The organism is Priestia sp. FSL H7-0729, assembly GCF_038005685.1.
Taxonomy (GTDB): Bacteria; Bacillota; Bacilli; order Paenibacillales; family Paenibacillaceae; genus Paenibacillus.
The window spans coordinates 70,975-91,054 of record NZ_JBBOTQ010000017.1 but is presented as its reverse complement, the minus strand read 5'-3'; the positions used below and the strand labels follow the sequence as shown (position 1 = coordinate 91,054).

The 20,080-nt window shown below is 46.7% G+C and carries 18 protein-coding genes and 1 other annotated feature; of the genes, 7 read left to right on the top strand and 11 right to left on the bottom strand.

The annotated features are described in order from the left end of the window. Window positions 1–37 precede the first annotated feature (37 nt). Together MHH93_RS25380 and MHH93_RS25375 are read right to left on the bottom strand one after the other, a co-directional pair. Complete coding sequence (locus tag MHH93_RS25380; RefSeq protein ID WP_500056273.1) at window positions 38–1,660, bottom strand: ABC transporter substrate-binding protein; 1,623 nt, start codon at window positions 1,658–1,660, stop codon at window positions 38–40. Window positions 1,661–1,861: 201 nt separating this feature from the next. After that, entirely contained in the window at window positions 1,862–2,881 is a 1,020-nt protein-coding gene (locus MHH93_RS25375; protein ID WP_500056272.1) for an ABC transporter substrate-binding protein, read from the bottom strand. Window positions 2,882–3,141: 260 nt separating this feature from the next. Here MHH93_RS25375 and MHH93_RS25370 point away from each other — a divergent pair, with 260 nt between their 5' ends. From MHH93_RS25370 to MHH93_RS25340, 7 genes are all read left to right on the top strand, one after another. After that, window positions 3,142–4,350: a pyridoxal phosphate-dependent aminotransferase gene (locus tag MHH93_RS25370; protein WP_500056271.1), complete on the top strand. Its 1,209-nt coding sequence runs from the start codon at window positions 3,142–3,144 to the stop codon at window positions 4,348–4,350. Window positions 4,351–4,414: 64 nt separating this feature from the next. Next, window positions 4,415–4,629 (top strand) — a binding site (T-box leader). 82 nt (window positions 4,630–4,711) lie between these two features. After that, entirely contained in the window at window positions 4,712–5,815 is a 1,104-nt protein-coding gene (proB, locus tag MHH93_RS25365) for a glutamate 5-kinase (RefSeq protein WP_500056270.1), read from the top strand. Between the two features lie 277 nt (window positions 5,816–6,092). Then, entirely contained in the window at window positions 6,093–7,340 is a 1,248-nt protein-coding gene (locus MHH93_RS25360; RefSeq protein WP_500056269.1) for a glutamate-5-semialdehyde dehydrogenase, read from the top strand. Between the two features lie 36 nt (window positions 7,341–7,376). Next, complete coding sequence (gene proC, locus MHH93_RS25355) at window positions 7,377–8,243, top strand: pyrroline-5-carboxylate reductase (protein WP_500056268.1); 867 nt, start codon at window positions 7,377–7,379, stop codon at window positions 8,241–8,243. Next, window positions 8,236–9,459, top strand: a complete 1,224-nt coding sequence (locus MHH93_RS25350; RefSeq protein ID WP_500056267.1) for a 2,3-diketo-5-methylthiopentyl-1-phosphate enolase — start codon at window positions 8,236–8,238, stop codon at window positions 9,457–9,459. Before proC ends, MHH93_RS25350 begins: the two co-directional genes overlap by 8 nt. Next, entirely contained in the window at window positions 9,456–10,133 is a 678-nt protein-coding gene (locus MHH93_RS25345; protein ID WP_500056266.1) for a 2-hydroxy-3-keto-5-methylthiopentenyl-1-phosphate phosphatase, read from the top strand. The genes MHH93_RS25350 and MHH93_RS25345 overlap by 4 nt, the downstream gene beginning before the upstream one ends. A gap of 3 nt (window positions 10,134–10,136) precedes the next feature. Further along, the gene (locus MHH93_RS25340; RefSeq protein ID WP_133385324.1) at window positions 10,137–10,790 is read left to right on the top strand and encodes a methylthioribulose 1-phosphate dehydratase; all 654 of its coding nucleotides are present in this window, start codon (window positions 10,137–10,139) and stop codon (window positions 10,788–10,790) included. 152 nt (window positions 10,791–10,942) lie between these two features. On the opposite strand, the gene MHH93_RS25335 is transcribed toward MHH93_RS25340, so the two are convergent. The 9 genes from MHH93_RS25335 to MHH93_RS25295 form a co-directional block, all read right to left on the bottom strand. Continuing rightward, window positions 10,943–12,238, bottom strand: coding sequence for a multi-tm2 domain protein (locus MHH93_RS25335; RefSeq protein ID WP_500056265.1), 1,296 nt, complete (start codon window positions 12,236–12,238; stop codon window positions 10,943–10,945). Window positions 12,239–12,266: 28 nt separating this feature from the next. Continuing rightward, window positions 12,267–12,719 (bottom strand): hypothetical protein, encoded by a 453-nt coding sequence (locus MHH93_RS25330; protein WP_500056264.1) that lies wholly within the window; start codon window positions 12,717–12,719, stop codon window positions 12,267–12,269. Next, window positions 12,712–13,212, bottom strand: coding sequence for an RNA polymerase sigma factor (locus tag MHH93_RS25325; protein WP_500056263.1), 501 nt, complete (start codon window positions 13,210–13,212; stop codon window positions 12,712–12,714). Before MHH93_RS25325 ends, MHH93_RS25330 begins: the two co-directional genes overlap by 8 nt. 246 nt (window positions 13,213–13,458) lie before the next feature. Beyond that, window positions 13,459–14,163: a DnaD domain protein gene (locus tag MHH93_RS25320; protein WP_500056262.1), complete on the bottom strand. Its 705-nt coding sequence runs from the start codon at window positions 14,161–14,163 to the stop codon at window positions 13,459–13,461. Between the two features lie 20 nt (window positions 14,164–14,183). Continuing rightward, a complete protein-coding gene (gene asnS / locus MHH93_RS25315; RefSeq protein WP_017687752.1) occupies window positions 14,184–15,479 on the bottom strand; it encodes an asparagine--tRNA ligase in 1,296 nt (431 codons plus the stop codon). A 101-nt stretch (window positions 15,480–15,580) separates the two neighbouring features. After that, entirely contained in the window at window positions 15,581–16,786 is a 1,206-nt protein-coding gene (locus tag MHH93_RS25310) for an acetate/propionate family kinase (RefSeq protein WP_036607607.1), read from the bottom strand. After that, window positions 16,783–17,655 (bottom strand): 3-hydroxyacyl-CoA dehydrogenase family protein, encoded by an 873-nt coding sequence (locus tag MHH93_RS25305; protein ID WP_500056261.1) that lies wholly within the window; start codon window positions 17,653–17,655, stop codon window positions 16,783–16,785. The genes MHH93_RS25310 and MHH93_RS25305 overlap by 4 nt, the downstream gene beginning before the upstream one ends. A 133-nt stretch (window positions 17,656–17,788) precedes the next feature. Then, on the bottom strand, window positions 17,789–19,291 hold the full coding sequence (locus tag MHH93_RS25300; protein ID WP_500056260.1) for an AAA family ATPase: 1,503 nt from the start codon (window positions 19,289–19,291) through the stop codon (window positions 17,789–17,791). Beyond that, entirely contained in the window at window positions 19,284–19,811 is a 528-nt protein-coding gene (locus tag MHH93_RS25295) for a hypothetical protein (protein ID WP_500056259.1), read from the bottom strand. The genes MHH93_RS25300 and MHH93_RS25295 overlap by 8 nt, the downstream gene beginning before the upstream one ends. Window positions 19,812–20,080 lie beyond the last annotated feature (269 nt).

The following is a 20,080-nucleotide window of genomic DNA, read 5'->3' as shown; positions in this document are numbered from 1 at the left end:
TAGCTTGATCCTCTTGAAGTCTGCAAGCCTGTTTTTGTTATGAACTTGCACACAATAACTCAGGCAGCAGGGTCAGCAATCGATCGCCCGTGAGTGCATCACCCACATTCCAGATCGACTCCTCCACAGCATACACCCGTCCATTCTGCACAGCCGGAAGGACTTGCCAACTGGGACTTTTCATAAGCTTCTCTGTAGCCTTTCTTGCCACGGCTTCCTCAGCCAGCATAACAAATACATGATCTCCCGCATACTGACGTACCGCTTCAGCTGAAATTTCCTTGTAGGCTCTGCCTGCCGCAAGTGCTTCCTTCACTTTGGTAACCGGCTTGAACCCCATCGGATGGTATAGCAATGGCGCCAGCCCGATATTGCCCATAACAAATAATCGTGCACCCCGATGGTATGTAAATACGGAAGCCGTTTCCCCCTTTTTAATCGCTGTATGGATCTTCGCCCACATCTCTTCCGTTCTCTTTTCATAGGAGGTTAGCCACTGTTCAGCCTGCGGTTGTCTGCCAAACCAGTTGCCCAATCTGTGCATTCGCTCTTTCAACATGGCATGTGAATTATAAGCGAGTGTTGGTGCAATGCGAGAAAGTTGTTCATATTGCTGTTCGTTGTTGCTATCAAAGATAATCAAATCCGGCTTCATGATAACAGCGGCTTCCACATTAACCGGAGCAACCGCGTCATAGGTCTGATCTCCCAATATCGAAATGCCCAACATCAGCAGATCTCCAGCTGAATCTCCGTAAAACATAATTCGCTCCGGGTTTACTGGAATATTCACATCATGACCCAACCAATCTTGTACCAACGTTTGCTGCTGAATAGATCTGTCATATTGACGAGGAGATAATCCAGTCATTTGGCGAAAACGCCTGCTGAAATAATACTCATCCTTAAACCCCACACGACTCGCGATATCCCGAAGTGGTTCATCCGATTTGCGAAGCCATTCCTTGGCATGTCTGATGCGTACATGATTTACATAATCAAGCGGCTTCTGACCCGTGAGTTGTCTGAAAAGAGTCGTAAATTGTACAGGTCTGATCTCCGCAAGACGTGCCAGTTTCTGTACAGTGATCTCTTCAGCATAATGGTCGTCCACATACTGAATCGTACTGTGTAGTCTTGCTTCCATACTCTGTTCCGTCTTCGGAGAGGTGTACCGGGTAATGATCATCTCCATCCATTTTTGGAACTGTGTATTCAAATGACTGTATTCGGCATCTGTTTTATAATTCTGAATGACATACATCTGCTCCAGTAATCCACTTAACGGAGCATAGGGATAACCATTCAATTGGTTTCTATGCTCAAATACAGAACGGGTAAAGAGCTCGGGATCACCCGTCAACAGATGAATAACATCATAATCCATTATGATATAATTCAATTCCAAATTATTACGATGTTCAATCTGGTAACCCTCTCCCGGAGAAAGCGGATAAACACATCCCGTAGTAAACGGATACTGTTCATGTCCTATATATAAACGCCCATCCCCTTCTTCACAGATCAGGAAGGCATGTTTCTCGCAAGCAACTTCCAGCATCACCTGTTCAGGTGGTTCAATTCGACGTATCAGATGATCCAGCCGAAACATGAATGCTGAAAAGAACAACGCTCCCCCATCGGCATCCAAAGCCTGCATGTCGGTTCACCTCGTTTTTCTAAAATGAGAATAATTATCAATCATTCTGTATGGTCTGATTATAAGCGAGCGATTGTTAATAATCCAGATATGAGTTTAATCAGCAAAAAAGAGCGTTCAACGAAATGTTGAAGGCCCCTTTCACTTTTTTATAACTGCATTACTTAAAGGTGTTACTGCTGCCTCACTAGCTCGTCACCATTATTGAATCATCTGTTTTGGCAGCTCTTGTAACAGCCACTCTCTGGAAAGAGCATCACTAGAAGCTTTTACGATATTAAAACGATATACTTTTCCTTCTTTCACCGCAGGCAGGTTCTTCCAGATTGTACTATCCAGCAATTCCTTGGTGGATTGCTTCGCATCGTCGGTCACAGGATCCAGAATAAATATTCGATCACCGGCAAATTCAGATAATTTTTCAGTCGAAATCTCTACAAATCCCATGCCTTCATCCAATACTTTCTGGATTTCCGCGGTTGGCTTCAGCCCGTCTTTTCCATATAACAACTGTGGCAATCCTGCACCCGCCATGACAAACAGACGATTCCCGGGATACATGGTGAATACCGAAGCAGTCTCCCCTTCTTTCAATCCGTTCTCATGAAGTTGCGTCCACATCTCTTCTGTTGCTTTTTGATGAGCCGTAATCCAATCCTCCGCTTCTTGCTTCTTATTCAACAAATCGCCAAGGATACGCATGCGATCTTCTATTAAACCAAACGAATCAAATGTAACTGTGGGTGCAACCTTTGCGATCTGATCATATTGCCCCTCGTCACTGTTTGAGAAAATGATCAGATCGGGATTCAGGTCTAACGCCTTTTCCACACTGATCGGAAATCCTACGTCTTCTGCCTGAGCAATCTGATCATCAAATACGGTTCCCTCTTGACGAAGTATGCCAACAGGAACAACACCAAGCGCGAGCAGATCCCCTGTAACTTCTCCATGATAGATAACTCGCTTCGGATTTACAGGAACCTCAACCTCATGGCCAGTCCAATCTTTGAATACCCGGGTCTCACCCTCATTCGTTGTCTCTTCCGTTGCAGTTTGTTCCTGATTGGTTGCCTTTCCCTCAGCCTGAGTTTCTGTGGTTGCTTTGGAATCATCTGCGCCAGCAACAGGTGTTGCAGCCTGATTTCCACAAGCCAGTAGCAGGATGGATAACCATGTGATCGTTAATAATACTCCCGTATTTCGTATGCCCTTTTTCATTTCTATTTCTCCCCCTATATCATGTGCGTTGTGCTAGAATTTAATGATATTGATTATCATTATCGGATATTATCATAAAACATGGCTTCTCTCAGCTCAATGGACAAAACGAAATGAGCACTTTCAGTTTTGTACAATACTCCGCTCTTTGCTCCTTTGTACTGTATATTCAAGTGTATTTCCCTCTATACAGCTCGGGATTGGCGTGATAAATTAATGAGAACTATTTGCCATTTTTAATAACCGGAGTGATGAAGCTAATGACCCATTCAGACCATATAACTGCTCGTTCAGCCTTTACGATACCGACTTCTGATGTAATGACACAGCTGCCAACGCAATTTTTTGCTACCCTTGTTCAAAATGTAAATCGTGAAATCGCAAATGGACATGATGTGATCAATCTGGGGCAGGGGAACCCGGATACACCTACACCTCCTCATATTGTGAAAACAATGCAAGAGTCGGCAGAAAATCCTCTCTACCACAAATACTCCCCTTTTAGAGGGCACTCTTTCCTGAAGGAAGCTGTCGCCAAACGTTATAAGGAAGATTACAATGTTGATCTTGATCCCGAGACTGAAGTAGCCATTCTGTTCGGAGGCAAAACAGGACTGGTTCAGTTACCTCAGGTCCTGCTTAACCCCGGTGACACCGTTCTCGTTCCAGATCCAGGCTACCCGGACTACTGGTCTGGTGTTGCACTCGCGAAAGCAAACATGTCATTTATGCCTTTGCTGGAGTCCAATGCTTTCCTGCCGGATTACGAAGCAGTTACAGCCGAAGATCGGGAGAAAGCCAAGCTGATGTTCCTCAACTATCCCAACAACCCAACATCAGCAACAGCTCCACTGTCCTTCTACGAAGACACGGTTGAATTCGCCATTCAAAATCAAATCGTCGTTGCCAGTGATTTTGCTTACGGAGCGATAGGGTTCGACGGGCATCGTCCCGTAAGTTTCTTACAAGCCCCTGGTGCCAAAGAAGTAGGCATTGAGTTCTATACGTTATCCAAAACGTACAATATGGCTGGATGGCGTGTTGGATTCGCACTCGGTAATGCAGAGATTGTTTCTAAAATCAATCTGCTTCAGGATCACATCTATGTCAGTCTTTTCGGTGGAATTCAGGCTGCGGCAACGGAAGCACTTACAGGCTCTCAGGAATGTGTCTCTTCCCTGGTTTCACGTTATGAATCCCGTCGCAATGCCTTTTATGATGCGCTGTCTTCCATTGGCTGGCAAGCTTCGAAACCGGCAGGTTCGTTCTTCAGCTGGTTGCCTGTACCTGCAGGTTATACCTCTGCTTCATTTGCGGACTTGTTGCTGCGGGAAGCCAAGGTGGCAGTCGCCCCAGGTGTCGGTTTTGGTTCACATGGTGAAGGCTATGTCCGCGCAGGACTGCTCAGTGATGAAAACCGATTACGCGAAGCTGTGGAACGGATTGGCAAGCTGAACTTATTCAAGTAATTTACAGGACGATAACCCCTTTGCATATGCCAAGTTTCCATGGTATGTTATAAGAAATATTGAACGAAACGTGATGACGGGACCAGTAAGAGAATATCAGTCGCGCACAGAGAGTAAATTCCACCCTGCTGAAAGAATTTACCGCGGCTCTTCTCTGAAACCTACCCCTGAGCGGCCTGTTACGTACAGGACAGTGCCTTCTGTTACAGGGCATGAAGCCGGATGATCTGATCATCAATAAAGGTGGTACCGCGGAAGTAACGAACTTTCGTCCTTTTTAACTAAAGGGCGGGAGTTTTTTTTGTACCCGCTAAAGCCTGCTCCAGAAGCACGTATTAATCATGTTTAAGGAAGTGAAACCATGACTTCACGTATTGTAGTTAAGATTGGAAGCAGCTCGCTTACCACGGAAGAAGGCGGTCTGGATCGCAGTTCGATTACTTTTTTTGCCGGAGAGATTGCCGCATTGGCTGATCAGGGTCATGAAGTACTTCTGGTCACCTCTGGAGCGGTAGCTGCCGGATTCAGGGAGATCGGTTACCCTCAGCGCCCTAAACTTCTGCATGAGAAACAAGCGGCAGCGGCGGTTGGGCAGGCATTATTGATGCAAGCATATCAACAGGCTTTTGCAGCGCACCGCGTTACTACGGCACAAATCCTGTTAACCCGTACAGACTTTCACAGTCGTAAACGTATGGGAAATGCAGGCATGACCGTAGAAGAACTGCTCAAACAGCGAGTGATTCCGATTTTCAATGAGAATGATACCGTATCGGTGGACGAATTGAAATTTGGGAATAACGATCTGTTGTCAGCATTGGTTGCGAACCTGGTGAAGGCACAGCATCTGATCATCCTTACGGATACCAATGGGTTGTACACCGCTGACCCGCGTAAAGATCCGTCTGCCGTACGCTACGACCGTATCCCTGAAATCACGGCTGAGATCTACGCTTTTGCTGGAGGCTCAGGTTCATCGGTTGGCACAGGCGGAATGCGATCCAAAGTCGATGCAGCCAAGGTTGCTACACGCGGAGGCGTGCCCGTATTTGTAGGAAGTGTGAAAGAACCTGGAGATATGCAACGGGCTGTTGATGGCACGGGTAAAGGTACTTACTTTGAGACACGACTCGCTTCACTATCCCGTAAAAAGCAGTGGCTTGGCTTCATGTCTACTCCGCTGGGAACCGTCGTTGTGGATGATGGTGCTGAAGAGGCCCTGGTTCATGGAGGGCACAGTCTTCTGCCTGTAGGGGTCAAACGCGTACTGGGAACGTTTCATGCCGGAGACGTCGTAGAAGTCATTGGACTGGATGAAACCTTGCTTGGTCGAGGTATTGTCAATTATGATGATGACCAGCTTCGACTCATCGCAGGACTTCCCAGTGGCGAAGTGATGAAACAACTTGCTAGTATCCACAGGCTCGAGGTTATTCATAGAGACGAGTGGATTACGTTAAAATAAACATGAAGCTATACTAAGTTAAACTAATCATTTACACGTAACGGAGAGGACAGAAAAAATCTGAAAAAGCGGAGCCTTCGCCTAAAAGCTTTCTGAAAGAAAGCTACATCGGAAGCATACGCTTATCCCCGGATTTTCCCTTTAGAAAAGGGAATCAAAAAAATCTGGGGGTAACAGCGATTGGAAGGTTATTCTGTCATCGTAGTGTCTGTGTGAATAATCTTTAGTCCAACATGAGGTTAAAACTTTAACTTTATATATATGAGGAGGAATTACGATGAGTGAAGTCAGAGAAAAAGCCAGCAAAGCTCAAGCCACGGTTACACAGCTGAACCGATTAAATACTGAACAGAAAAATGCGGCACTTCGTGTCATGGCCGATGCATTGATTACGGAGACGGATTCCATCATTGTGGCAAACGCTGAAGATCTCGAACGCGGCAGAGAGCAAGGCACGCCGGAATCCATGCTGGATCGACTCGCACTTAATAAGGAACGTATCGCAGGCATTGCCGAAGGACTACGTCAGATTGCAGATCTGCCTGATCCTGTCGGTGAAGTATTGGAGACATTCACACGCCCCAACGGATTGCATATCGAAAAGTTAAGAGTGCCTATTGGTCTAATCGGTATCATCTACGAAGCTCGTCCTAATGTCACCGTAGACGCAGCCGGACTATGCCTCAAAACAGGTAATGCAGTGCTTCTGCGCGGCGGCTCCTCTGCCCTGTCCTCCAATCGCAAAATTGTAGAGGTTCTGCATCATGCACTGGCAACGACAGCCATGCCTGCCGACTCACTGCAACTGGTTGAAGATGCGGACCGTGCTTCCGTAGATGAAATGCTCAAACTGAACGGATTGCTGGACGTTATTATTCCACGCGGCGGGGCCTCTCTTATTCGTAATGTGGTTGCCAATGCGACCGTACCTGTGATTGAAACCGGAGCAGGCATCTGTCATACCTATGTGGATGAATCAGCTGATCCCTTGATGGCAACCGAAATTGCCATCAATGCCAAGGCACAACGCCCATCCGTATGTAACTCCATGGAGACGTTATTGCTGCATGCCGCATACGCGGAAGAGCACCTACCTGCTCTTGCCGAGCAATTCCGTGAGGCGAGTGTGGTCTTGAAAGGTTGCGACACGGTGCGCCGTCTTGTCCCTACCGCCCTTGAGGCAACCGAGGAAGACTATGCGACCGAGTACAATGATTATATTTTAAATATTCGTGTGGTTGAGAACCTAGACGAAGCCATGCAGCACATCGCTCATTACGGAACCAAACATTCCGAGTGTATCGTAACCCGGGATACAGCCCATGCAGAGCGCTTCATGCATGATGTGGATGCAGCAGCCGTCTACCATAACGCATCCACACGTTTCACGGACGGGTTCGAATTTGGCTATGGAGCCGAGATCGGGATCAGCACCCAGAAACTGCATGCACGTGGACCGATGGGGCTGCCAGCACTGACATCAACCAAATATCGTATTACAGGCAATGGACAGATTCGTCAATAATATATCAGTACCAGTTATATAGGAGGAACGATAAATATGAGTCAAGAGCAGCAGACGTTACTACAACAAAAGATTACTTTCCACGGAGCAGGCGCGATGGCTGAAGCCATCGTGCGCGGACTGATCTCCCGCCTAGTCGTTCGTCCTCAGGATATTACGATGCTGAACCGCAGCAACCAGAAACGTCAGGAGGAGCTCCGTACCCGTTATGCAGTACATACCGGAACGGCCTCACAATCTCTGGACCATCTTGCCTCCACTCCGGTCATTGTACTGTGTATGAAACCCAAAGATGCTGCCGCAGCGTTGCGCGAACTGGGTCCGTTGTTATCACCTGATCAACTGATCGTATCTGTCATTGCCGGGTTATCGATCCGCACGATGCAATCCTTGCTCGGACGTAAACAGCCAATTGCCAGAACCATGCCGAATACATCCAGTACCATCGGACTTGGTGCAACCGGACTTGCCTTCTCTGCGGAAATTACGGATGAGCAGCGCAGTACGGTGATGACCATGTTTGAAGCGGTCGGAATCGTAACCATTGTACCTGAGGATAAACTCGAAGTACTCACAGGCATTTCCGGAAGCGGCCCTGCTTATGTATACTATTTAATGGAGGCCATGATTGCCGCAGGTATTCGTGGTGGCTTATCCAGTCAGCAATCTCGTGATCTCACTGTTCAGACGGTGCTCGGCGCGTCACGCATGGTACAGCAAACCGGTTTGGAGCCGATGAAGCTTCGCAGTGATGTGACATCCCCGGGAGGGGCAACACAAGCAGCACTGAAGACGCTGGACGAAGGTGATTTCTTTGAAAATGTAATCGCTGCCGTCAACCGCTGTGCAGAGCGCTCACGGGAGATGGGAGCTGCTTTGGAAGGAGATTTAAAAAATGAATAACATGTGCACAGCCACATATCGTCTGCATGATGATCGTGCAGACTTTCGCAAGAAGGCCGAGTCCATTGCAATCGGCATGACCGTGGGTAGCTGGACAGAGTTGCCACAAGCTCAGCGTGAAGCGATGCAGAAACATCTGGGTGAAGTAATCAGCGTAGAAGTAAATGAAGCTGAAGGAATGGCTGCGGGTGAGCGTTACGCTGACATTACCATCGGCTATCCTGATGTCAACTTTAGCCGTGATATTCCTGCCCTGCTCGTGACGGTCTTTGGCAAAATCTCAATGGATGGCCGAATTAAACTTACCAAGCTTGGTTTCTCGGATGGTTTCCTAAGTGCATTCCCGGGGCCCAAGTTTGGACTGAATGGTGTTCGTGATCTGCTTGGTGTACATGATCGTCCACTGTTAATGAGTATCTTCAAATCAGTTATTGGGCTAAATGCAGATGAACTGCGTGAACAATTTATTCGTCAGGCTCTTGGTGGCGTTGATCTGATCAAGGACGATGAGATTCTGTTCGAGAATAAATTGACACCTATCGAAAAAAGAGTCGAAGTCTGCATGAAAGCTGCCGAACAGGCACGCCAGGAGACAGGCAAGAAGCTACTGTATGCAACCAACCTCACAGGACCTACATCTCGTCTGAAGCAGCAGGCTGAACGTGCCATTGGCGCAGGAGCGAATGCATTGTTATTCAACGTATTGTCCTACGGATATGATGTCCTGCATGAACTCAGCAGTGATCCTGATATTAATGTGCCGATTATGGCTCACCCTGCTCTTGCAGGTGCATTGTACCCTTCACCACATTATGGCATCTCGGCTTCGGTTGTACTTGGCCAGTTGATGCGTCTTGCGGGCGCCGATCTGGTGCTCTTCCCTTCTCCATATGGCTCGGTAACGATGCCGAAGGAAGAAAATATGGCGATCACGGAGCAATTACTGACAGCTGATCTGCCTGTACGAACCAGTATGCCAGTGCCTTCAGCCGGCATCCATCCAGGCCTTGTACCGCTCATTTTGCGCGACTTTGGTACAGATGTCATCGTTAATGCTGGTGGCGGTATTCATGGACATCCTATGGGCACTGAGGCAGGCGGACGTGCATTCCTGCAGGCGATTGAGGCAGCTCAGCGTTCCATTCCACTCGCGCAATATGCAACCGAGCATCCGGAGCTGAAAAGCGCCTTGGACCTGTGGGGTGGCGAACGATGAGAAGTGATAAGAAAACAGTCATCTTCTGTGACTTTGACGGTACGATTACCCTCTCGGACAATATTGTCGCGATCATGAAACATTTCAAGCCTGAGGGCATTGAAGCGATTATGAAAGATACGATTGAGCAGAACATCTCGCTGCGTGAAGGGGTTGGAGCCATGTTCGCTCTGTTGCCTGCATCGCAGAAAGACGAAATTGTCGAATTTGTGCTTGGACAAGCGGGCATTCGTGAAGGGTTCAGCGAATTTCTTGACTATGTTCGCGGCGAAGGGATTGAATTCAATGTGACCAGCGGTGGTATGGACTTCTTTATCGAACCCTTACTGGCGCCCTTTGATATCCCTCAGGATCATGTCTATTGCAACGGCGCTGACTTCTCTGGTGAAACCATCCGGATTGAATGGCCGCATCCCTGCCAGCCTCCTTGTGAGAACGGCTGCGGCATGTGCAAAACAACCGTGATTCGTACATTCCCGGCAGAACAATACAATCGTATCCTCATCGGAGACAGTCTGACGGATTTCGAAGGTGCCAAAATAGCGGATATGGTCTACTCCCGTTCCATCCTGACGGACAAGTGCATAGAACTTGGTGTGGACCATGTACCATTCGCAACCTTTTACGATATCATCGAAGATATGAAACAGAAGCAAACACAAGGAGTGCTGTAAACGATGGGCTTTGAAAAGATTACATTGGAACACAAACGCCAGGTCCTTGAAGAGCTGGCTGATATTAAAGCATTGTTCGCCAGTCGTAACTGGTTCCCTGGAACAAGTGGCAATCTGTCGATGCGTGTAGGAGATTTTGACCCGGAGCAATTTTATTTTGCGGTTACTGCCTCAGGCAAAGACAAATCTCTACGTACACCGGAAGACTTTCTTTTTGTGGACAAACACGGCAAAGCAATTGAGACAACTACGTTGAAACCAAGTGCCGAAACGTTAATTCACTGTGAAATCTATCGTTTGACCGGCTGCGGTGCTGTATTCCACGTGCATACCGTGTTCAACAACCTGATCAGTGAATTCTTTGGAGCAGATGGACACGTACCGATTCAGGGCATCGAACTAATTAAGGCTTTCAACATTTGGGAAGAAAATGCGGAGATTCGTGTACCGGTTCTGCCTAACTTTGCAGATATTCCTTCCATTGCTGAATTGGTACCGGATGTTCTTGATGCCAAAGTGCCAGGAATCTTGCTTCGTAATCACGGCATATATGCGTGGGGCAAAGATGCTTTTGAAGCAAAACGTCATCTGGAAGCTTTCGAATTCCTGTTCGAAGTAATGTACCGTCAGCTTCTGCTGAAGGGTGCTACGAAATAGCATTCATTTATTACAAATCAAAGCTGCACAACCAAAAACACGCCACAGGCAGGTATACATAGCCCTTGGCGTGTTTTTTTGTTTGTGGGATAACAGTGATTGAAAGGTTGCTCTGTCATCGTAATATCAGTGTAACTATTCTTTAAGTCACTCTACAGTCGATCATCCCGATCCTTGAATAAAAAGAGGCTATCTGCTTGATCTTCATTCCGATGAACCGCATGATTTGTGCCCGCACCCCGTTGCTTGCCAAACAGCAGTTTCAAACCGCCAAAAATGAGCAGCAAGGATACAATGACGGTGTTCAAATAGGAACGGATCTCATACGTCATAAATGCATTAGGGAACAGCTCATTCAGCTGTGGAATGACAAGCCGGATTGCCAGGTAATAGAGACCCAACGCTGCGATCCCGAATCCAATCAGACGCTGATGTCGGGCCCAATCCTTGAAGATTGGTTGATCAACCAATGGCTCACGTCCATAACGACTCGAGCACTGTAGCCCATCAAAGAAGCTGTAGAACCAGATCAACGGAATCATGAAAAGGAACACCGATAAATGAAGCAGGTCCAGCACATAGATGCTTGCAAGGAACAGGAACATTAATTGCATGCCTCTTTTTTGCAATCCCAGATAGAGGTGGCCTGCACCTGGAAAAGCGGATAGCAGCGTTGCAAGCACTTTGCTGCGTCTACCGGCTACTCTGCCCATTTCCAATTCTTCGAATAAGGTCCGATCCTGCAGCACCTCACCAGCCTGCTTACGATGGACATGCTGCACTGCGTCAAACATGCAGTATACCCAAATTACAGGCAGTATGAGCAGGAACATTAAAAACACCGATTCATTGGTGATTGAGGCCACAAAAACCATCATGGCAAATGAACCAAAAAACGCCATCAGGAATGATAAACCGCGATGTAACAGTCCAAGATGAAGATGTCCCAATCCTGGAACAAATGAGAGCAAAATGGTGAAGAAGCGTTCACCCTCAGTGCCTTTTCGATACATCGGTTGGCCATAAACACCCTCATGGTGACCATATTCACTACCTGGATGCTGATGCAGCTCATCTTCCTTCGTATGTTCCATAGGCCCTTGCTGACCCATGTATGCTCCCTGGTAGGCTGGTCCTTGTTGTGGTCCGTAGTGCGCTCCGTATCCCCTGTAATGAGCATCACGAGCAGAAGGAGCACGGAGTAGAACAATAATCATGTCCAGCATACTGATTCCCCAGAAGAAAGCCGAAAAAATGGCACCAATAATCAATAAATCATGTTCAGCAAGCAGCATTGCCAGCATGAATGAACCAACAGCTGTTCCAAAAAAAAGCAATGGGTAGATTACGGCTCTTGCGGCTCGACCCCAATACATAAAACCGAGACCGGGTATCAGGTTTAATAGAAATGCGAGTAATTTGTTACGATCTGAGTGCACAGTCGTCATCCTTTCTTTTCAGGCAATGCGAAACTATTTATGGTTTAGGCTTGAGGTTATCCAGCCATGAAGTGGCTGCCTCCGTCCATTTCTCGGTAAATGACCCTCTGTGGTCGCCATCCTGGAACTTGTGATATGGTGCTACCTTGTCAAAAAGTCCAGACGAGAGGAAGATCAATGTCAAACAGGCCGCTACCGCGTAATGGAACACTTTATGTTCAAGCCAGCGCCGGTTTCGTCCAGCACGGGATTGGCGTTGTACCTTGGGTGATTGAATGCCCTCAATCCGATGCATGACTGAATCCGCAAACCCTGTTGGGTCATGTAGCAGAGGCAGCTCTCCATGGATACCGAGTGCTTCCAAATAACTGTCCATCGCATCCGGATCTTCCATCAAAAGCTGTTCCATTTGGTTCGCTTGAGTTTCACTCATGTGGCCTTCGATATAATCAGTCCATTGCGCAGCGGTATACTTCTCCTGTTTACTCACGCCATTCATCCTCCTTCCAATGTTTTCGAATCCACTGCCGTGCACGATACAAGCGGGATTCCACAGTCTTCACAGCCACCTGTGCATCACTGGCAATCTGCTCATAATTTTTTTCGCTTAGATAATACGCAGTGATAATGTCACGGTGCTGAGCAGGCAACTGATTAATTCGTTCACGAAGTTGATCCTGACGTTCCTCACGAACGAGACGGGTAAGAACGTCTTCATCCCGTCCGGGCATGTTTATTATTTTTTCTTCTCCACCCAGATCCTCAGCCGTTCGTCTGCCCAGCTTACGTTTGGCATCAATCGCTTTGTGAAAGGCAATTCGGGTTAACCACGTTTTGAAACCTTCGGATCGGTAGTCGGGGAGAGACTTATACATCTGTATGAACGCCTCCTGAGCTGCATCCTGTGCTTCCTGATCGTTCCTAAGCACGGAATAGGCAACATGGTATACATGCTGGCTATACTTATCAATCAGAGTACGCATCTGCGATGTATCTCCTTGACGGATTTGTTCGATTACGCGCGCTTCATCAATAACTCTCCCCTCCTCTCCAATACAATAGACGACAGCTTGTGTGTTAACCCCTGCGTAATCCATCATTTTTTTGCAAAACAACGTCAATTCATTGCCTGAAAGGTTGATTTCGCTGTTCACTCATCTATTCTGTATCCAAAAAAAACAGGCACAGAATGACTTCTGGCCTGTTTGTTGTGCCTGTCTACACTTGAATTAACGTCCACCATTACGAAACCTCTGCGTGTAAGCCTTCGCATCTTGAACGGTCTTGACACGATTACGGCTCCACTCAAGCAGTATTCGATCGATATACCGGAAATGTACTTTGCCTGCAAAAACCGCTTCCTTCAGAGCCATTAGAATCAATTCCTCTTGGTAACGGTCCTGATCCAACCAGCTGGATATCGTCTCACACTCCATTGGAGAGAGCGGACGTCCGAATTCTTTTTCAAAAATGGAGAACATGTTCCGTTCTTCCTCTTCTTTTTGAACACTGTTCGAATCTTGACGTGCTGTACTGCTGCTCAGCTGCTCCGCACGGAATGCGGCTACTTCTTCCGCAGTGCACGCTGCAAGCTTGGCATATAATCCATGTAAGTCATATCGCTCGTACTGGATGTCACGTTCCTCGTCACGATGCTCGTCAATAGCGATATATCCATCCCTCATCAGACGTTGCAACATTCTGGCAATGCCTTCAGGTCCAAGTCCCATACGCGCCGCAAGCTCTTCAAGCGTGGGAAACTCATTGAACTCTGCCTGACGGAACCCTAGCAGTTGAATCAGAAGAAGCACTTCTGCATCTGATAGGCCAAGCTGGTGATAAAAACGTAACAAGGCATACGGCAGATGGGCTGTACCCGAAGTCATGCCATAAGCAGCTCCATCCAACCAAGCTTTCGATGTAGTGTCTTCCATAGACGCTCCACGGTTAAGCATTAAGGGTACAGACGATAGAGCATACGTGGGAATGCGATTGTTTCACGTACATGATCCAATCCACAGATCCATGCTACCGTCCGCTCCAATCCCAGACCGAAACCGGAGTGAGGAACCGATCCGTATTTACGCAAATCCAGATACCATTGGTAAGCTTCATCCGAGAGATTGTGTTCCTCAAAACGTTGTTGCATCAATTCCGGATCATCAATACGCTGCGAACCACCAATAATCTCTCCGTAGCCTTCTGGTGCAATCATATCCGCACAGAGAACAACTTCTGGACGATTCGGATCTGGTTTCATATAGAACGCCTTGATTCCAGCAGGGTAATGTGTGATAAAGACTGGTGTATTGTACTTCTCAGCAATCGCTGTTTCGTGCGGTGCACCGAAGTCTTCTCCCCAAGGAATATCAAAGCCTTGTCCATGCAGGAACTCAATTGCTTCATCATACGTAATTCGCGGGAATGGCGCTACGATGCCTTCGAGCTTGGATACGTCACGACCGATGGATTCCAGTTCTGCACGACAGTTTTTCACCACGGATTGAACGACATGAGCGATAAACTTCTCTTGTACGCGCAGACTTTCCTCGTGATCTACAAATGCCATTTCCGGCTCAATCATCCAGAACTCAATCAGATGACGACGTGTTTTGGATTTCTCAGCACGGAATGTTGGGCCAAATGAATATACCTTACCCAGCGCCATGGCTGCTGCTTCCATGTACAATTGACCACTTTGCGTCAGATAAGCATCTTCATCAAAGTATTTGATGTGGAACAGGTTCGTCGTTCCTTCCGCAGACGATGGTGTCAGAATCGGAGGATCAACTTGTGTGAATCCGTTACCATCAAAGAACTGCTGAACAGCGCGAATAATCTCTGCACGAATCACCATAACGGCACGTTGCTTCGTGGAACGAAGCCATAGATGACGATGGTCCATCAAGAAATCAACACCGTGCTCTTTAGGTGTAATGGGATAGTTTTCAGTCAGGTGAATGATCTCAACCCCTGTAACAGTCATCTCGTAACCGGATGCACTGCGAGGTTCTTCACGAATGATACCTGTAACGTACAAAGAGCTTTCTTGCGTCAGGCTCTTGGCATTGTTCCAGATCTCTTCACTAACTTCACTTTTCACAACAACCCCTTGGATATATCCGGTTCCATCACGCAGCTGCAAAAACTGAATTTTACCGCTGGAACGTTTGTTGTTAATCCAGGCACCGATTGTTACGGTTTCGCCCACATGCTCGTTCACATTACGAATTACACAATTCGTATTCATGCCCATATCTCCCCTTGGTTCCTGAATTTGAAAATGCAGCGGGCAGGCTTATGCCTGTCCTCTGCACTTCCTTGTCATTCTATATTTACTTTACAGTTAGATTACTGAGAATTCAATACGATTCGGTGTGTATCGCGTGCAATGACCAATTCTTCGTTAGTTGGCACAACGAGAACTTCCACTTTGGAATTCGCTGTTGTGATCCGGCGTGGTTCGCCAGAACGAATGGCATTCAGCGCTTCATCCAATTCAACACCCAGATAGGTGAGTTGCTCACATACTTTTTGGCGAAGAACAACGGAGTTCTCACCTACACCAGCTGTAAACACAATCACATCTACACCGTTCATAGCTGCTGCATATGAACCGATGTATTTACGCAGACGGTATTCGTACATCTCGAAAGCAAGTGTGGAGTTAGCATCGCCATTCTCCATACCTTCCGTAATCTCACGCATGTCACTGCTGATTCCGGAGATGGCAAGCAATCCACTGTGTTTGTTCAGCATGGAGTTCACTTCGCTTACGCTCAGTTCTTCCTTGTTCATGACATAAGGTACGATGGCTGGGTCAAGGTCACCAGAACGCGTTCCCATCATCAGACCTTCAAGTGGAGTCATACCCATGGAAGTATCCACGGACACGCCACCTTTAACTGCTGTTACACTACCACCGTTACCGACGTGGCATGTGATAATTTTCAGATCTTCCACTGGACGATCCAGATACTCAGCAGCAGCTTTGCTTACGAAATCATGGGAAGTACCATGAGCGCCGTAGCGACGTACTTTATATTTTTTGTAAAGTACGCGCGGAATTGCATACAGATATGCTTTTTCCGGCATGGTTTGATGGAACGCTGTATCAAATACCATAACCTGTGGCACACCCGGCATATTGGCTTCAGCCGCACGAATACCCATCATTGCTGCAGGGTTATGAAGTGGAGCCAAGTCGAACAAACGACGAATTTCAGCTTTGGCTGCATCATCTACCAGAGCAGATTCTTTAAATGCTTCACCACCGTGAACAACGCGGTGTCCAACAGCTTGAATTTCACTTACAGAATCCAGTACACCATTTTCTTTGTGAGTCAAAATATCGATGACTTTACGGATTGCTGTTGTGTGTTCCAGAATTTCACTAACTTCTGTAACATCCTCACGGCCTGTCGGTTTGTGCGTCAGAATGGAGGAATCCATTCCGATCCGCTCTACCAGACCTTTAGCCAGGACAGATTCGTCAGTCATGTTATACAGTTGATATTTGAGCGAGGAACTCCCCGCATTAATTACGAGTACTTTCACAGTCGGTCACCATCCTTGTCGTACTTGAAGAATCCTTCACCTGTTTTGACACCCAGGTGTCCTGCACGCACCATTTTCTTCAGGACCGTGGAAGGACGATATTTCAATTCTCCGAATTCACGGAACATTCTTTCGAGTGCAGCTTCAACAGAATCCAATCCGAAACGGTCAGCCATTTCAAGTGGTCCATGTTGGAAGTTGTATCCGATGCGCATTGCATCATCGATATCTTCAGCAGATGCAACACCTTCTTGTAATACATGCAACGCTTCGTTAATCAACAGACAGATCAGACGGGAAGTTACGAATCCAGGGGATTCATAGATCATGACTCCTTTTTTGTCCGCTACTTCTTCTACAAAACGTCTGGTCTCTTCGAATGTTGAATCCGAAGTTTTCAGTCCACGAATAATCTCTACAAGATCAACCCGGGATACCGGGTGAATAAAGTGCATACCAATAACACGCTCTGGGTATTTGGTCGAGCTTGCAAGCTCGGTCAAACTCAGCGTGGATGTATTACTTGCCAGAATGACATTGCTTGGACATACTTGGTCCAGTTGACTGAATACTGCTTTTTTCGCATCCAGATCTTCTGAAATCGTCTCAATGACCATGTCGCAAGTTCCAAGTTCAGCCAAATGAGCTACCTTGGTAATACGGGAAAGAATCAATTTCTTCTCCGCTTTGGTAATCGCCCATTTCTCCAGTTGTTTATCCAAATTGGTTTCGATCATGTTATATGCATGATCCAGCTTTTGTGTTGTATGCTCCACGAGAAGCACATCAAGTCCTTTGGCTGCGAGCATCTGGGAAATACCTTGCCCCATCGTACCGCCGCCGACAACTCCTATTTTTTTGAAAAACATGGTTCTGCTCCATCCTTTCGGTTCTCTATTTCTCTATTGTACCCTGTTCGCCGAAAATTACAAATTTCGACCCAACATATAATAATATCTTAGCACGAGTGAAATGTAAAAAAAAATAACCAGCATAAATAAATTATGCTGGTAAAAGGGCACTGTCACGAAATTGACAACGAAATTGTTCGCCAGATAATACTTCTTCACGAATCAAGATGTCGAGTGAATTGTCGAAAATTGTCCGTTGTTCTTCAAGCAACCGTTTTGTCTGTTCCATCAGTTCTTGCAAAATTAATTTATTCTCTCGCATGAGTTCCTCGGTTGTGACCATATCCATGTTCACAATCCCAAGAGAAGTCAACCCGGAAGCCATCATCGTTTGCACCACATTGGTAGCCTGATCGAAGTCATTGCGTGAACCTGTCGAACGTCCACCATAGTACATTTCCTCCGCAGCTGCCCCTCCGAGTGCAATCATGATCTGTTCTTCCAGAAAGCGCTTCGTATAAAGAAATTGTTCCTGTTGCGGGTTATGACGAACATATCCGAGAGCCTGCCCACGGGGACTAAGCGCTACCTGGCTAACACTGCCTGGACGAACAAGTTCAGCCATAATGGCATGTCCCAATTCATGGATGGCGACCCTTTTCTTCTCTTCCACACTGGACTCACGGTCTGTCTTCTCACCCATCATAACTTTATCAATAGCCAGAGACAAATGCCGTTGTTCTATGTGTAACAGCCCATCCCGCATGGCGTATATCGCTGCTTCGTTCATCACACTTTCAAGCTGCGCACCGGAGAAACCATACGATTCTTCGGCTGTCTTCTCCAGATTCAATTCCTTCATCAGAGGTTTATTCACCGCATGCAGTTCCAAAATATGCTTTCTGCCTTTCTTGTCAGGCAAGTCTACTTGAATGTGGCGGTCAAAACGTCCTGGACGAGTCAGTGCGCTATCCAGCATTTCTTTGCGGTTCGTTGCAGCAATAACCAGTATTCTTGGCGTATCGGAAGAATAGATTCCATCCATTTCCGTCAAGAGCTGGTTCAGCGTCTGATCATACTCACGCTGTTGTCCACCCTCACGTTTACCTCCGATGACATCAATCTCATCGATAAATATAATGGCATTTTCTTTATTTTCCTTGGTAGCACGGGTTCTCGCATCCTTGAACAAATCCCGAATTCTGCTGGCACCTACGCCGACATACATTTCCACAAACTCACTGCCCGATGCAGCAACGAAAACAGAATCGGTGTAATGCGCAGCCGCTTTGGCCATCAACGTTTTTCCTGTCCCTGGAGGGCCTGTCAGCAGAATCCCTTTTAACGGGCGAATCCCGAACTTGCGGATTTCTTCATGTTTGATGAGAAAATCAAGCGCTTCACGCAATTCCTGCTTGGCACTGTCCTGACCACCAATTTCTTCAAAAGTAAGCTTAGAAGGACCTTTTTTCTTCCGTTTACGCTCCTGTGCAGCACCTACGGTAATCCCGCCACGCATTTGCATCATGAACAACAAAGCTCCAACAAACACCGCTGCAATTAGAATCGGAACAATATTAACACCAGTAAAAGCAAGAAAAATAATCAACACGGGGACAAATCCAATGGCAATTTCTTTGGTCCACTTAGGCATTAGGCCACACTCCTATCTGACCGGGCACACGCGGCAGAATAATAAACTTGCTGGCATCTCCGTCTCTGAGACTGACATATACATTGTTGTCATCCATCGCTGTATTTACCTTTATTCCATTCGTAGCCATCTTCGACAATGTTGGTGTAATCTCGGTGTACTGTTTGTTCTCCATCGCCTGAGCTACGGTAAACATCGCATCACCCCACCAACTTTCCAGTGCTTCACTGGAATGATCCACAACATCCAACTTGAGTGAACGGGTTCCAATCAAGGTCTGTCCTTCTTTGTGAATATATTGGACCAGTCTGCCCAAATCAACATCAGGTTTCAGATCGAGTTTCAATTGTACGTCATTGCGGTTAATAGTTAATTGAACGTCATTGACTCCATCGTACTGGGTAACCATTTTTTCAATCGGATTCTGCAAAGCCACCTGACGATACACAAACCAACCTCCAAACAACACAACGGCTGAAATGACGGCAGTTAAAGCAATAGGCAATACTTTTAGCTTCAAGTGAATTACCCCTCCCAGATTTTGGCCCAACCTACTGGCTTATTGGTATATACGAATATGTGCACATTGACTCCTGCGAGAATTTCGACAGGTTTATTTGTTTATGAATGTAACTTTGAGTACATATCTGAGTATATCACATCGTATATACAATTTCGAAGGCGAAAATATGAATAAATTATTAATTTTAACTATTTAAATCAAAACTGTTCACAGGCAACACAAAGAACCGGTTCAGTCGGATATCCGTCTGCCGGTTCTTTCATCTC

What these genes read in the sequence shown, in the direction of transcription:
- MHH93_RS25380 (WP_500056273.1), bottom strand. Translation starts at nt 1,660, where the DNA reads ATGCAGGCTTTGGATGCCGATGGGGGAGCGTTGTTCTTTTCAGCATTC.
- MHH93_RS25375 (WP_500056272.1), bottom strand. Translation starts at nt 2,881, where the DNA reads ATGAAAAAGGGCATACGAAATACGGGAGTATTATTAACGATCACATGG.
- MHH93_RS25370 (WP_500056271.1), top strand. Translation starts at nt 3,142, where the DNA reads ATGACCCATTCAGACCATATAACTGCTCGTTCAGCCTTTACGATACCG.
- proB (WP_500056270.1), top strand. Translation starts at nt 4,712, where the DNA reads ATGACTTCACGTATTGTAGTTAAGATTGGAAGCAGCTCGCTTACCACG.
- MHH93_RS25360 (WP_500056269.1), top strand. Translation starts at nt 6,093, where the DNA reads ATGAGTGAAGTCAGAGAAAAAGCCAGCAAAGCTCAAGCCACGGTTACA.
- proC (WP_500056268.1), top strand. Translation starts at nt 7,377, where the DNA reads ATGAGTCAAGAGCAGCAGACGTTACTACAACAAAAGATTACTTTCCAC.
- MHH93_RS25350 (WP_500056267.1), top strand. Translation starts at nt 8,236, where the DNA reads ATGAATAACATGTGCACAGCCACATATCGTCTGCATGATGATCGTGCA.
- MHH93_RS25345 (WP_500056266.1), top strand. Translation starts at nt 9,456, where the DNA reads ATGAGAAGTGATAAGAAAACAGTCATCTTCTGTGACTTTGACGGTACG.
- MHH93_RS25340 (WP_133385324.1), top strand. Translation starts at nt 10,137, where the DNA reads ATGGGCTTTGAAAAGATTACATTGGAACACAAACGCCAGGTCCTTGAA.
- MHH93_RS25335 (WP_500056265.1), bottom strand. Translation starts at nt 12,238, where the DNA reads ATGACGACTGTGCACTCAGATCGTAACAAATTACTCGCATTTCTATTA.
- MHH93_RS25325 (WP_500056263.1), bottom strand. Translation starts at nt 13,212, where the DNA reads ATGCGTACTCTGATTGATAAGTATAGCCAGCATGTATACCATGTTGCC.
- MHH93_RS25320 (WP_500056262.1), bottom strand. Translation starts at nt 14,163, where the DNA reads ATGGAAGACACTACATCGAAAGCTTGGTTGGATGGAGCTGCTTATGGC.
- asnS (WP_017687752.1), bottom strand. Translation starts at nt 15,479, where the DNA reads ATGAATACGAATTGTGTAATTCGTAATGTGAACGAGCATGTGGGCGAA.
- MHH93_RS25305 (WP_500056261.1), bottom strand. Translation starts at nt 17,655, where the DNA reads ATGTTTTTCAAAAAAATAGGAGTTGTCGGCGGCGGTACGATGGGGCAA.
- MHH93_RS25300 (WP_500056260.1), bottom strand. Translation starts at nt 19,291, where the DNA reads ATGCCTAAGTGGACCAAAGAAATTGCCATTGGATTTGTCCCCGTGTTG.